Source organism: Winogradskyella undariae (assembly GCF_013285155.1).
Classification (GTDB): domain Bacteria; phylum Bacteroidota; class Bacteroidia; order Flavobacteriales; family Flavobacteriaceae; genus Winogradskyella; species Winogradskyella undariae.
The window spans coordinates 46,209-60,634 of sequence record NZ_JABTEL010000013.1 but is presented as its reverse complement, the minus strand read 5'-3'; the positions used below and the strand labels follow the sequence as shown (position 1 = coordinate 60,634).

10 protein-coding genes are annotated in these 14,426 nt (G+C 31.2%); 9 read left to right on the top strand and 1 reads right to left on the bottom strand.

Annotation, left to right across the window (positions count from 1 at the left end):
• Nucleotides 1-49: 49 nt before the first annotated feature.
• On the bottom strand, nucleotides 50-571 hold the full coding sequence (locus HSX10_RS15555; RefSeq protein ID WP_173589169.1) for a DUF7935 family protein: 522 nt from the start codon (nucleotides 569-571) through the stop codon (nucleotides 50-52).
• 526 nt (nucleotides 572-1,097) lie between these two features.
• Here HSX10_RS15555 and HSX10_RS15550 point away from each other — a divergent pair.
• The 9 genes from HSX10_RS15550 to HSX10_RS15510 all read left to right on the top strand — a co-directional run bounded on the left by HSX10_RS15550 (nucleotide 1,098) and on the right by HSX10_RS15510 (nucleotide 14,265).
• On the top strand, nucleotides 1,098-2,828 hold the full coding sequence (locus HSX10_RS15550) for a carboxypeptidase-like regulatory domain-containing protein (RefSeq protein WP_173589168.1): 1,731 nt from the start codon (nucleotides 1,098-1,100) through the stop codon (nucleotides 2,826-2,828).
• A gap of 45 nt (nucleotides 2,829-2,873) precedes the next feature.
• Nucleotides 2,874-3,314 (top strand): hypothetical protein, encoded by a 441-nt coding sequence (locus HSX10_RS15545; protein WP_173589167.1) that lies wholly within the window; start codon nucleotides 2,874-2,876, stop codon nucleotides 3,312-3,314.
• 210 nt (nucleotides 3,315-3,524) lie between these two features.
• Nucleotides 3,525-3,989 carry a hypothetical protein gene (locus HSX10_RS15540; RefSeq protein ID WP_173589166.1) on the top strand — a complete coding sequence of 155 codons (465 nt, stop codon included), beginning with the start codon at nucleotides 3,525-3,527 and terminating at the stop codon, nucleotides 3,987-3,989.
• A 62-nt stretch (nucleotides 3,990-4,051) separates the two neighbouring features.
• The gene (locus tag HSX10_RS15535; protein ID WP_173589165.1) at nucleotides 4,052-4,498 is read left to right on the top strand and encodes a hypothetical protein; all 447 of its coding nucleotides are present in this window, start codon (nucleotides 4,052-4,054) and stop codon (nucleotides 4,496-4,498) included.
• 105 nt (nucleotides 4,499-4,603) lie between these two features.
• The gene (locus HSX10_RS15530) at nucleotides 4,604-7,465 is read left to right on the top strand and encodes a sensor histidine kinase (RefSeq protein ID WP_173589164.1); all 2,862 of its coding nucleotides are present in this window, start codon (nucleotides 4,604-4,606) and stop codon (nucleotides 7,463-7,465) included.
• On the top strand, nucleotides 7,462-8,205 hold the full coding sequence (locus HSX10_RS15525) for a LytR/AlgR family response regulator transcription factor (protein ID WP_217363306.1): 744 nt from the start codon (nucleotides 7,462-7,464) through the stop codon (nucleotides 8,203-8,205). Before HSX10_RS15530 ends, HSX10_RS15525 begins: the two co-directional genes overlap by 4 nt.
• 156 nt (nucleotides 8,206-8,361) lie before the next feature.
• Nucleotides 8,362-10,116, top strand: coding sequence for a hypothetical protein (locus tag HSX10_RS15520; RefSeq protein WP_173589163.1), 1,755 nt, complete (start codon nucleotides 8,362-8,364; stop codon nucleotides 10,114-10,116).
• Nucleotides 10,117-10,255: 139 nt separating this feature from the next.
• Complete coding sequence (locus HSX10_RS15515; RefSeq protein WP_173589162.1) at nucleotides 10,256-11,830, top strand: hypothetical protein; 1,575 nt, start codon at nucleotides 10,256-10,258, stop codon at nucleotides 11,828-11,830.
• A 95-nt stretch (nucleotides 11,831-11,925) separates the two neighbouring features.
• Entirely contained in the window at nucleotides 11,926-14,265 is a 2,340-nt protein-coding gene (locus HSX10_RS15510) for an ATP-dependent helicase (protein WP_173589161.1), read from the top strand.
• Nucleotides 14,266-14,426: the final 161 nt, after the last annotated feature.

Genomic DNA, 14,426 nt, shown 5'->3' with positions numbered 1-14,426 from the left:
AAAAGTCTTCCAAATTGGAAGACTTTTTTGTGTTTAAATAATATGATTTCTACCACATTTCACTTACTTCTTGCTTTATATAAGCCAAAGCAGCACTACTCGGAGCAGGGTTTTCCATTAGGTGAGTTAAAACAACTTCTCTAAGCTTATTCGCACTATCTGTTGTTTCTTTCATAGCGGCTTTTCTAATTAATTGAATTGTTGCATTTTTTGCAGCCAATGTAATAGACCAACATTGATCACTTACATAAATTTGTTGCGATATATTATGTTCTAATTCTTGTTCTATAGTTGCAATTAATAAACTTTCGTAATCTGTTTTATTAGAAGACGTAGGGTTAACTCTTGTTAAAAGTTTTGAAGGTGAAATTCGTTCTAAAAAAAGTGATAAACGCTCGTAAGCTTGTAAGCGTAAAGGGAAGCTTTCCTTTTGTAAATCTTTTTTCAATAAAAAATGTCTTCGTTTGTTTTCATTCTCTACATGTTCTCTAAAGAAATAATATGCAATTGCACCAACGATAGCAGCAGGTGCTATATTAAAAAGTAGTTCGATAATCTTATCAATATCCATGGCATAAATTTAGAATACAAACTTAAAACCTTTCAATCTATTGTACAAACAAAACCGTTAATTGAATGAGTGTTGTTTTTGGTTGAATGAAACTGCATCAAAATCTAATGGCTATATGTTAATTCTGCCTATTGGCTTAATTTTATAATACTATAAATTAGTGAGGGGAATAATCGTCAGTGGTTAGATTGTCAACTATACCACTGGCGATTTTCATTAAAATCTTAAATTAATTTCTTCTTAAATAGAATTTCAATTTATCTAGAAGTACATCATAAAATTTATAGTTCCCTTAGCTGATAAAAACATTACAAATAATATAGGTAATAATGTTAATGCACAAATTCATATCACATTTACGCAAGTAATTATATGTAACTAATACAAGTTGTAAATAAAAAAGCATTTATAGAGGTAACAATTTTATGAGTTATTTGATATAAGGGTGAGTATCGGTTTTCAAAGTGTAAAACTGATTTATAAAAATAGAATATTTCTTAAAATCAAATTTTAAACCTAAACGAATATGAAATTAAATTTTAAATTATTTGTATTGCTTTTTATGGCAATGACAATGTTTAACTGTGAAACAGATGATTCTGGAGATTATGGATCGTCACAAGGAATTAACCAAGAATTTGAATTTGGTGCTATAATCCAAAAAGACTTTATAGGAACTGTAGTTGACGAGTCTAACATAGCTATAAGTAATGCTACAGTTATTATAGGAGTAAAAACAGCGCAAACGGATTCTAATGGTGTCTTTATAATAGAAGATGCAGATGTACAAGAGAAGTTTGCCTATATACAAGTAACTAAAACAGGTTACTTAAATGGTATGAAATCTGTAGTGCCAACAGAAGGTGGTAATTCTGTTGCTATTATGCTTTTAACAGAAACAGTACAAGCATTAACAGCTAGTAATGAAATATTAATGCCTAATGGAACTAAAGTGACTTTTAACGGTGGTTTTGAAGATGCTGCGGGGAATTTATATTCAGGTTCTGTTCATTATTCTATTAATCATGTAGATCCTTCAAGTCCTACAATAGCCAAGGAAATGCCAGGAATGTTATTAGGGAAAACGACTTCAGATGAATTTGAAGTCTTAGAAACCTATGGAATGCTTCATGTAAGTTTAACAGATGCTTCTGGTAATGCCTTACAACTAGCAACAGGAAGTACAGCCGAAATTAGAATGCCAATTCCTACAGAATTAACTGGAGCTCCAGACACAATACCCTTATGGAGTTTTGATGAAGGTGCTGGTTATTGGGTAGAAGAGGGGTTTGCTACAAAAACAGGAAGCGAATATGTTGGTATGGTATCTCATTTTTCATGGTGGAATTGTGATGCGAGCTTTCCAACGACTGAGTTTTGTTTAAATGTTGAAGATGATAATGGAAATCCGTTAGCAAACGTACAAGTTAATTTAAGTTTCGGTATTAACCCTTTCCCTGTAGTAGGTGTTTCAAGTTCAGAAGGTCAAATTTGTGGGTTAATTCCTGTAGGTGAAACGATAACCTTAGTTGCTTATGATTACTGTGGTAATGAAATCTATACCAATTATATTAGTTCTAGTTTTACTGGCTCAAGTCAAACTATTGTAATTTCAGCAGGTAGTGCTCAACCAACAGTTATTACAGGTAACTTTTTAGATTGTGATTATAATCCTATTACAGAAGGTTACGTACAATTAAATTACGGAGCTCTTACAAGTTATACTGTAATTGAAAACGGAACCTTTGAAATTAGTACCTTAATCTGTAATTCAGATACTAGTATTTCTATTGAAGGGATTGATTACTTAACGACACAATCTACAGGAGAAATTCCATTTACATTAGCACAGCCAATTACTGATTTAGGAACTGTTATTTCTTGTAATGCGGTTGATGAATTTTTTACTTACCAAGTAGATGATGAAACACCTATAACATCCATAAACGTAATGGGGTATAGTGATACAGAAGGAGGGTTTAATATTAACGCAGTATCTGGAGCAGGAGAATTACATTTTAGTATTGATACTACAGTATTAGGGACGTATACTTTGGCTGATTTTGATGCCTTCTTGTACATCGCAGATATCAATTTAGATACAGATATAACTACAACATCAAATTTTCAATTTGTAATAACAGGTTACGATGCTATTGGAGGCTACATTAGTGTTACTTTTTCTGGTGATTATATAGATGATGCAGGTGTAACACATTCAATTTCTGGAACCATACATTCTAGGAGAGATTCTTAAAGCATAGAAAATTCAAAAATTAATTTAATCAAAACTCAAATTATTATGAAATCAATTTTAAAAACAATTTTATTACTAGCCATTACACTTACTCTATTTAACTGTGATAATGATGATGGTAATGCTCCAAACATAAGTGTTTGTAATTATGAAGGACTTACAGCAGACATACAAGGGACACTAACTTTAATACCTGAATCGGACTTAGTTACAGATTATTTTCCAGATAATGATGGGCCAGGTATTCCTGCTGTTGAGGTATATCACTCGGTCAATCCAGGAAGTACATTTGTAGTAACAAGAGCACTTACGGTGGGGGCTGTAGATTCAAATCCACAAATAGTAATCAATGGTACAAATCATTCAGGTGTGGTAACTTGTCAAAGAGCGGGAAGTGCAGTAGGAGATGAGCTTCGATTAGACATTGTACTAGCCTCAGGTGAAGAGGTAGAATTATGTGTTGTAATTGATTATGTAGCCCCTTAAAAAGCAAATTATGAAATCATTAATAAACAACGTATTGATGTCGGTTATAGTATTGACTTTTTTTAGCTGCGATAATAACGATGATGCGACGTCAGCAGCTTCAACAGATGGATTTACAATAAATTCAACATTTCACGAAACGGTAAATGCTATATATCTATTGATCAATCAGACAATAATGCAGATGGTTATCCTGATCACTATAATTTTATGTTTACAGATGGTAGAATCACGGATTCTTTTGGAGATGTAGGTGTCGGTTATGAATATGCTTATTCAGTTGATAGTACTTCAAAATTAGCATTAATAAAAGTTTTAGTAACTGATAATATTAATTTAGGTACTGGATTTATTTCAGCAGGAAACACTTATATAGGTTCTAGTATAAGTACTGGTACTCCTAATTTTTCAGCAGATTCTTTAATAGCTTATGATGGGGTCGTTTCAGCTTCCTTTGGAACAGAAAATGGAATTGAATATAGCAACCTTCCTGAAACCAGTGGGGTTTGGTATTATGTAGGAACTGTAGGTCCTACGGTGATAATAAATGCTATAAATATTGATTACAATACGCCTGCTAACAGCACTATCGATATTGATTATACTTTTTTAGCCTCAGATAGTACATCAATTACAGGGCATTATGAAGGTACTTTAGGTATCATATTAGATTAAATATTAATCTTTGAAGGCGTATTTTTCTAAAGACTAATTAATTCAAACATAAAATAAAAGACATGAAAATAATTAAAAAGTTAAGCATAATTGCTATAATTTGTTTGGGGTTGGTTTCGTGTGATAATGATGACGATAATGCAACTAATATTGCTGAGTGTAATTATGAGGGATTTTCTTATTATGACGCTAATAATGATGATCAGCTTATATTAGCAGAATCAGAATTAAATACGCAGTATTTTCCAAATGATAGTAACGGACCTTATGGTGCGTCAGGCATAGAAATAGCTTCTTTTACAAGTTCTCCTACTATATTTTTTACAACAAATGTGCTAATCGAAAATGAAACAGGTATAGGTTGGATTTCTGTAAATGGAAATCCAGATCAATTGGTAACTGTAACCTGCCAACGTACAGGGAGTGCTGTGGGTGATGAAATGAGATATGACGTTACCTATGGCAGTATAGAAGTTGAATTTTGCGTTGTAATAGATGAAGTTTTATAATAGTAAAAACTATAGAATGTATTTCTTACTGAAAAAGAACTAAAAACTAAATTTACGGCTATATTTAACTATAGTATTCGTAATAAATTAAGATCGCCAATTATATTGAAACAAAACAAACTCCATATCACAATTTATTTTCTTCTGATATGGAGTTTTTCATTCGCACAACAATATACCAATTACGCTACAAAGGACGGTTTACCTAGTAATCACGTCTATACTATTATGCAAGATGCTAAAGGCTTTATGTGGTTTTTAACAGATAAGGGGATGGTTAGGTATAATGGAAAAACATTTAAAACTTTTACAACCAAACAAGGTTTACCTAATAATGATGTATGGGATGCGTTTCCTACACCAGATGGTAAAATTTGGTACATGTCTAAATCCGCACGTTTAGGATATATAGAAAATGATAGTGTTTATTCTTTTCCGAGTAAAAATAGGGAAGAGACTTTAAATCCTATATACACTATTCAGTTGAATAATAATGTTTATCCTGGTGGGCCAAAAAATGTTTATCATTTAAAAGACAATGTTTGGCACAGTTATAAAAACACGCCTAAAGCCAATAAATATGAAGATTATACCAAAGTTTTTAATGACAAAGTAGCTTACTTAGGTGTAAGTTTTGAAGATGAAAGTCTGACTGTTTATGATAAAAAAAATAATCTATTAAGCAAGAGCTCTACTAAACATATTATCAATCAAAATAGTACTAAAGGTCAGATAGGTGATAGCTTATTTTTTTGGGTGTCTGAAAAATCATACAGCTTTTTAAATCTAAAAACATTCGTTTTAAAAAGTTTTAAATTCAAAGATGAAGTTGGTATAGAAACACTAAAATATCCTAGAATTAATTTAGTAGGAAATTCAATTCAAATCAGTGGAGACCGTTTTGTTGCGACATTAAATAAAGATCTTCATATTATAAATCCTTTTATTTTTCCTTTAGAATTGAATGTACATTTTGGATATATAGATAGGCAGAATACCATATGGCTATCTACATTTACAAATGGTGTTTATAAATTACCGCGTATAAAACAAAATATAGCTTATCGTTTTAATAATGAGAAAATTCAAGATTTAAAATTTATTGAAAGTCATCTGATTGCTAGTGTATACAATAAGGGATTCTTTAAATACAATGAGATTAATAAAACTTTTCAATCTTATATAGTGTCTAACGACTATAATTTTGGATCTGTGTATATAGATAGCCTCAAACGTACTTTCTTCTTAAAGAAGTCTGGTTTAATCTCTGAAAGTAACGGAAAAAGAGATATTATAAACTTTACCACAAGCGGAAAACAATCGTTGTATATTAACTCTTTAGTAAAGAAACTTACATTTTTTAACTCTAACTTATATGGGATTTATTCTTTCGGGATTTTTAAAATAGATTCTAAAACCTTTAATATTAAAAAAGATATTATTCTTAAAGGCTCTAATGACTTTTTAGTTTTTAAGTCACGTTTAATTATAGCAACTAATAATGGTTTAAAGGAATTAGAAGATGATACCATTAAAAAAGTAGATTTTAAAAATAAAAATTTCAATAAACCTATTTTAAGTATAAAACCACTTTCACAGACCGAAATATTAATTAACACAGATGGTTATGGAAGTTATATTTCAGATTTAAAAACAAATACAGCTTTAGATAATTCAGAGTTTTTAATTGTTCAAGATGCATTTATAAATGAAGATAATATTTGGTTAGCTACTAATTCAGGTGTTTTACGTTATCGTAAAATCAATGATAAGTATAAACTTATAAGGTATTACGATGTCAATGATGGTTTGCCAAATAATAATGTTAACACAGTTTATGCTACAGAAAAAGACTTAATTATTGGTACTAATAACGGATTAGCCATTATACCTATAAATCAGACAAGAAAAGATTTGTTAATTGATGTTTTTATAAATGAAGCAACCTATAATCAGCAGCAGATATCTAAAAGTAATTCCGTGTTTGATTATGTGAATAATAATACAATACAATTTAAATTTGAAAGTATTGATTTTTCTGAAGATAAGTTAAAGAATGCGGATTATTTATATAAGCTAGAACCATTGCAAACCAATTGGGAGAATACAGCAATTAACACCGTAAACTTTAATAATCTTAAACCAGGTGATTACACGTTTAATATTCACAATAAATCAATTTCTAAAAAAATAAGATTTAAAATAGAAGCCTTGTGGTGGCAAACCTTGTGGTTTAAAATCATAATTGTTGGAGTAAGTGTGTTTGTTGTTGCATTAATTTCAAGATTTTTTGTGAAGCGTTCTCAGTTTAAAAAGAATAAAAAGGTATTTGAAGATAAACGACTAATTGAATTACAGTTAAAAGCCTTACGTTCTCAAATGAACCCACATTTTGTGTTTAATTCTTTAGCAGCTATTCAGTTTTATATTAATGAAAATGATTTTGAAGCATCAGAAAGGTATTTGGTGAAATTCTCTAAACTAATAAGACAATTTTTCGAACTCTCTAAAGAAAACGAAATCTCATTAGCTTCAGAAATAAGCTTGCTTCAAAGTTATTTAGAAATAGAAAAACTACGTTTTAAGGAGAAATTGAATTTTGAAATTAATGTAGATAAAAATCTTTATATAGAAGATCTGAAAATTCCAACGATGACACTGCAACCTATTATTGAAAATGCTATAAACCATGGAATATTCAATAAAGAAGACAACGGAATAGTTACCGTTAATTTTAAAAAAGGAGAAGGAGATATTGTAATTGTTGAAATTATAGATGATGGTGTTGGATTTGTAAATACTAAAAAAGGTCATCGAAAAGGAGTGAAATCATCTAGTGTTTTAAAAGATAGACTTCATTTTTTAAATAACTCTAAAAAATGGAATATTTCATATACAGAAGAAGAATTACATCCTGAGCAATACGAAAAAGGGAATAAATCCACATTTATAATGCAAAAACTATGATAGAAGAATTAACAGCTATAATCGTTGACGATGAAATATCGAATATCAAAGGTTTGCAGAAAAAGCTTAAAAACTTATTTCCAAATATAACTATTGTTGGCAGTTACCAAAAACCAGAAGCCGCTATTGTGGCTATAAAAGAGTTGAAGCCACAATTGGTGTTTTTAGATATACAAATGCCTAGAATTAATGGTTTTGAGTTGTTAAAAGCTGTCGATGTGATCGATTTTCAGGTCATATTTGTAACAGCTTACAGCGAATATGCGATACAAGCATTTAAGCAAAATGCGATTGATTATATTCTAAAGCCGATTGACAACATAGAATTAAAGTTGGCCGTTGAGAAAGCGATTAAAAGCGTGGAAGCTCAAGAGAATGTAGAACTGAATTCAAAGTTGTTAAAGTTAATTTCAACTACAGTTACAGAAAATAATAAGCTGATTGTTCCTACCGTTAAGGGCTTATCCTTTATTCCTCAAGATGAAGTTTTACATATTGAAGGCTATGAAGGTTATACTAAAATCCATTTAGAAGATAATTCTACTTTAATGAGTTCTTACAACTTAGGGAAGTTTGAAAAAGTGGTGTCCTCTAATTTTTTTAAATGCCATAAATCGCATATTGTAAATCTTAATAAGGTGAGACATTTTGAAAACGAAGGGTATTTAGTATTAGAAAATAAACAACGTATTCCAATTTCTAGAGCCAATAAAAAAGCGTTTCTAGAGCTATTTAATTAAAGATGTACTTCAAAATATTATTAAAGCACAATACAATATAAAAGCGTTGATTATAAGGGTGTAATAATAAATTTTTTAAAAAATAGGGTAACAAATCGAAGCTTGTTTTGATATAAGGGTGATAATAAATTAACAACACTCTTAACTCAAAATAATATGAAAACAAGACAAATCATTTCAAGAATTTCACTAGCATTAGTTCTAGTGTTTAGTGTACTATTTACTTCCTGTGAAAAAGAGGAAGGTTTCAACGATACATCTTCTGGCAGTGACCATAATAACATAGGTGCTATAGATCAAGGCGCAAGTATTCAAAGGGACTTTATGGGTAAAATAATAGATGAATCTTCTATGCCTTTAAGTGATGTAAGCGTCGTAATAGGAAGCAAGATAGCGACAACGGACGCCAATGGTATTTTTATGATTAAAAATGCTTCTGTTAATGAGAGACAAGCTTATGTAACAGCAGAAAAAGCAGGTTTTATTACAGGCTTAAAAACCGTAGTACCTACAGAGGGTATAAGTAATGTGCGTATTATGCTTGTTTCTAAGGGTCTAACAGGTTCTGTGTCTTCAGGAACAAATAGTGAAGTGTCTCTAGGTAACGGTGCTAAAGTAAAGTTCGATGGTGCTTTTAAAGATGAAGATGGAAATGCGTACTCTGGTAATGTTGATGTGTATATGTATCATTTAGACCCTGCGCATGCTAATGTATATGATGTAATGCCTGGAAATTTACAAGCTATAAACAATGACGATGATGAGCAATTATTAGAAACGTATGGTATGTTAAACGTGGAATTAAAAGGTGATTCTGGTCAGAAATTAAACATAGCAGACGGTCATTTGGCTGAAATACATATGCCATTAGATCCTGCACAAAGTGGAGTAGCACCTTCAACAATTCCATTATGGCATTTTGATGAGGTCAATGGGTATTGGGTAGAAGATGGTGAAGCTCATTTAATAGGAGGGGTATATATTGGTGAGGTATCTCATTTTTCGTGGTGGAATTGTGATGCTCCTTTTCCAACGGTATCGTTTTGTTTAAATGTTGTAGATGATAATAATATGCCAATCTCTAATGTAAAAGTAACATTAGAAAGAGCAGGTGAAATCTATCCTAGATATGGGTTCTCAAATGCAAATGGTGAAATCTGTGGGTTAATTCCTGCAAACGAAACCATAACGTTAATGGCTTATGATCAGTGTGGAGCAGTCGTATTTTCAACACTTATAGGACCATTTTCTACAGATACTAATTATGGTGATATTGTGCTTTCAGGGGCTGTAACCGAAACAATATCAGGTAATTTAGTGAATTGTAGTAACGCTAATGTTACAGATGGTTATGTAAATTTAACTTACGGAAATCAAGATGCATCAGTTGAAGTTACTAATGGCGCTTTTGCAATGAATATTATTAAATGTGCTTCCATAAATACGTTTTCTTTAGAAGGAGTAGATTACGATGCGTTTCAATCAACAACCGTTTTACCTTTTAATTTAAGCACTCCTAACGTTGGTAGTATTATGGCTTGTAGTGCGGTTACTGAGTTTATATCTGTTCAAGTAAATAGTGATCCGGCAGAATATCATTTAATAAATATCTATGCGTATCAAGAAGGACCTGCAGGAGGTATGTTTGTGGTAGCTAGTCAAACTTCAGATGGTTCAATTGGAGCAGGTGGTAATACAACAACACCTGGAACCTACACAACTTCAGATTTTTGGTTTGAAACGTCTGACATTAATATGGATTATAATGCACCAGATACGTTACAATTTACCTTATCAAATTTTGGAGCCATAGGAGGTTATATCGATATGACTATAACTGGGACCTATACGGATACGAGCGGTGCCGTAAAAAACTTAGCAATCACTATTCATGTACTAAGAGATAGTTAATAGAAAAAGAAGAATAATACCTAAAGAGCCATTTCATATTTTGAAATGGCTCTTTTTGAGTTAACATAAATAGGGTATTGGTTAATAGTTTTAAAAGCGTTTAAGTAGATTCATCCATAATATTTCAGGACTGAATAAAATGACAAAACCAAAATATAAAAAAGCGATCATTGTAATAGCTATTGTTGTAATCGTTACTGTGCTACTATCATTCTTAGCAAATAGTTTTATTGAACAAAAAATAGGAGAGCAGCTTCATAATGTATCCGAATCCACTAAAATCGAATACACATCTATTAATGCTAATATATGGACAGGTCATGTTGAGGTGGAATCCCCAACAATCCTTGTCTCAGAAGAAACAACCAACAAAACCATTTTAGACGCAAAACTTAAATATATAGAAATCAATGATGTTGGCTATTGGGATTTACTTTTTAATGATAAAATAACAATAGAATCCCTTGTAATCGATGAGCTTATTGCAAAATACAAACATAATTCAGTCGTGAAGAATGAGGATTATCAAAGTAGTTTTCTAGATAAGATCAAACAAATTATTCATGCCGAAAAAATCGCAATTACTAAGGCCGATGTATTAATAACGAATTATGAAAGTGATTCTATAATTTTGAGTATTCCTAACTTTAATTTCGAAGTTCTCGACTTTCAAATAGATCCTGAGGCATCCACAGCAAACAAGAAAATTACGTATAATGATTTTGAATTAAAGGCTGAAAATCTAAAATGGGCAACCAATACTTGCGATGATATTTTAGTTGATGACATTCATTTCACTAATAACAGCGCAACACTTAAAGGTTTCAAATTAAAAACAAAATATTCAAAATCAGAATATTCTTCTATTTTAAATAAAGAACGAGATCATTTCAATATTACATTAGCAGAGTTGAGGTTAAATGATTTAAATTTTGGTATTGATAATGGCGAAAAGTTTTATTTCAATTCAGAAAAAGTACATCTAAAATCTCCTGCAGCAGAAATTTACAGAGATAAATTAGTTGCTGATGACACCTCAAGGAAATTATTATACGGAAGAATGATAAGGGAGTTAGATTTTAATTTAGGTTTAAAATCTCTAGAAATAGAAAATGGTAAAATTTCATACTTAGAAAAAGTAAAAGTAGGTGAAGAGACAGGCCGATTAGATTTTACAGAAATGAATGCTAAAATTTCAAATTTAGGAAACACGTTCGGAGATCAAGAAACTACAATCGCTATTCAAACTAAATTCATGAAAAATTCATCTTTAAAAGTCGATTGGAATTTTAAAGTTTCAGATACCACGGATCAATTTATGTTTAAAGCAAATCTTGGAACATTTAATGCAACTCAACTAGCACAGTTTACCAAGCCTAATTTAAATGTAGACTTAAATGGTGAATTAAATCAGACTTATTTTACAATAAGTGGAGATCCAAACACATCTCGAATAGATTTAAAAATTAAATATGATGATTTTGAAGTTTTAATTTTGAAAAAAGATGGGAGAGAGAAGAATAATTTTTTATCAACTTTAGTTAATTTATTTGTTTCAAAAGATAGTGATGAAGATAAACAGAATTTTAGGTATGGTCAATCAGATCAAGTCAATCGGGATGTTACAAAATCTGTTTTTAATTTTATTTGGTTAAATGTTAAGGATGGTTTATTGTCTGCAATAGCAGGTGATGGAGAAATGAGAACTAAATAAGTTATTGATTTTATAAGATTCTTAATAATTAATCTCAATTCATTGCAGAAAACTATGAGACAATCCGTAATTTTACATCTTCAAAAATTTTTAGATTGGAAAAGTATCTTAGTCAGCTTAATGAGGCTCAATTAGCGCCTACCATACAGATTGATGGACCAATGATTATCATTGCTGGTGCAGGATCTGGTAAAACACGTGTGCTTACATTTCGTATTGCTTATTTAATGAGTAAAGGTGTAGATGCCTTTAACATCTTAGCATTAACCTTTACAAATAAGGCTGCTAAAGAAATGAAAGGCAGAATTGCAGACATCGTTGGTGATAGTGAAGCTAAGAACCTTTGGATGGGAACTTTTCACTCAGTTTTTGCAAAAATTCTACGTTTTGAAGGTCATCATTTAGGGTTCCCAAGCAATTTTACAATTTACGATACACAAGATTCTCAAAAATTAATGGGTTCTATCATTAAGGAAATGGGGCTTGATAAAGATATTTATAAAACAAAACAGGTTTATAGCCGTATTTCATCTTACAAAAACAGTCTTGTAACTGTTAAAGCGTATTACAAAAACCCAGATTTAATGGAAGCAGATGCTATGGCGAGGCGTCCAAGAATAGGGGAGATTTATAAAGAATATGTAGATCGTTGTTTTAAAGCTGGTTGTATGGATTTTGATGATTTGTTGTTAAGAACCAATGAACTTTTAACACGTTTCCCAGCTGTTTTAGCACAATACCAAGATCGTTTTAGATATATATTAGTAGATGAGTATCAAGATACAAACCACTCTCAATATTTAATTGTACGTGCTTTAGCAGATCGTTTTCAAAATATCTGTGTGGTAGGTGATGATGCGCAAAGTATCTATGCTTTCCGTGGTGCAAACATTAGTAATATTTTAAATTTCCAAAAGGATTACGACGGTGTAAATATGTACCGCTTAGAGCAGAATTACCGTTCTACAAAATGTATTGTAGGTGCTGCAAACTCTGTAATAGAACATAACAAAACAAAATTAGATAAAATAGTTTGGACCTCTAATGATGTTGGAGAAAAGGTAAAAGTACACCGTGCTTTAACCGATGGTGATGAAGGTCGTTATGTAGCGAGTACTATTTGGGAAACCAAAATGAATGAGCAACTAAACAATAGTGATTTTGCTGTTTTATATCGTACCAACGCACAGTCTAGAGCTATTGAAGATGCTTTACGTAAGCGAGATATTCCTTACCGTATTTATGGTGGATTATCATTTTACCAACGTAAAGAGATTAAGGATTTAACGGCTTATTTACGTTTAATTTTAAATCCTTCGGATGAAGAAGCATTAAAACGTGTTATTAATTATCCAGCAAGAGGAATTGGTCAGACTACAGTAGATCGATTAATTGTAGCTGCTAATGGTTACGGTAAAACGATTTTTGAAGTTCTAAAAAACCTCGATAAAATTGATATTAATATCAATGGAGGAACAAAGAATAAATTAAGAGATTTTGTTACGCTTATTGAAAGTTATCAAGTAATGAATCAGACTGCAAATGCGTTTGATTTAGCAGAACATGTAACTAAAACAAGTGGATTAGTAAAAGAACTTAATAAAGATGCTACGCCTGAAGGTGTTGTAAAAATGGACAATGTCCAAGAATTATTAAATGGTATTAAAGATTTCGTTGAAGGTCAGTTAGAGTTGGCAGATGCAGGAGATTCTTTAGCTGAATTTTTAGAAGATATTGCTCTGGCAACAGATTTAGATGGAGACAAAGGTGATCCAGACCATGTAGCTTTAATGACCATTCACTTAGCTAAAGGATTAGAATTTGGACATGTCTTTATTGTTGGTATGGAAGAAGATTTATTTCCAAGTGGCATGAGCATGAATACGCGTAGTGAATTAGAAGAAGAGCGTCGTTTATTTTATGTAGCATTAACAAGAGCCGAAAAACAAGCCTATTTAACTTATACCTTATCGCGTTACCGATGGGGAAAATTAATAGATGCAGAACCAAGTCGATTTATTGAAGAAATTGATGAGGAATTTGTAAATATAGTAACACCCTTAAAACAACAACGTGTCAATCCAATGTTAGACAATTCTATATTTGGAGACATTGAACCAAATCGCATTCGTTTTGCGAAACCAAAAACAGCAAAAATTTTGAGAAAAGACTCTAAGAAGAAACCTGAGAAATTTCAAATTAGTACACCAAAGAAAATGAAACCTCTTGCAGAAACTGAAGATGCACCAAGCTCATTTGATACTAAATTAGTCGTAGGAAATACCGTAAATCATGATCGATTTGGTAGGGGACAAGTAATGAGCCTTGAAGGAACAGGTGCAGATGCTAAAGCTGAAATTAAGTTTCAGAATGGTGATGTTAAAAAATTACTATTGCGTTTTGCAAAACTTAATATATTAAGAACAAAAAATTAAGTTTAAACTGTATTTTAAAAAAGCAGTTTTATAACTTTAGAATTATATTATTCACAAATAACTTTAACCCAATTTATCTCCTTTTTAGGATATAAATTGGGTTCGTTTGTATTACTAATTTATTGATTTTTAACATTAACTGTTATATCTTTATACCTTGT

Excerpts from the sequence above, each read along its gene's own strand:
- HSX10_RS15525 (WP_217363306.1), top strand. The coding sequence starts at position 7,462 with ATGATAGAAGAATTAACAGCTATAATCGTTGACGATGAAATATCGAAT.
- HSX10_RS15555 (WP_173589169.1), bottom strand. The coding sequence starts at position 571 with ATGGATATTGATAAGATTATCGAACTACTTTTTAATATAGCACCTGCT.
- HSX10_RS15540 (WP_173589166.1), top strand. The coding sequence starts at position 3,525 with ATGTTTACAGATGGTAGAATCACGGATTCTTTTGGAGATGTAGGTGTC.
- HSX10_RS15535 (WP_173589165.1), top strand. The coding sequence starts at position 4,052 with ATGAAAATAATTAAAAAGTTAAGCATAATTGCTATAATTTGTTTGGGG.
- HSX10_RS15550 (WP_173589168.1), top strand. The coding sequence starts at position 1,098 with ATGAAATTAAATTTTAAATTATTTGTATTGCTTTTTATGGCAATGACA.
- HSX10_RS15520 (WP_173589163.1), top strand. The coding sequence starts at position 8,362 with ATGAAAACAAGACAAATCATTTCAAGAATTTCACTAGCATTAGTTCTA.
- HSX10_RS15545 (WP_173589167.1), top strand. The coding sequence starts at position 2,874 with ATGAAATCAATTTTAAAAACAATTTTATTACTAGCCATTACACTTACT.
- HSX10_RS15515 (WP_173589162.1), top strand. The coding sequence starts at position 10,256 with ATGACAAAACCAAAATATAAAAAAGCGATCATTGTAATAGCTATTGTT.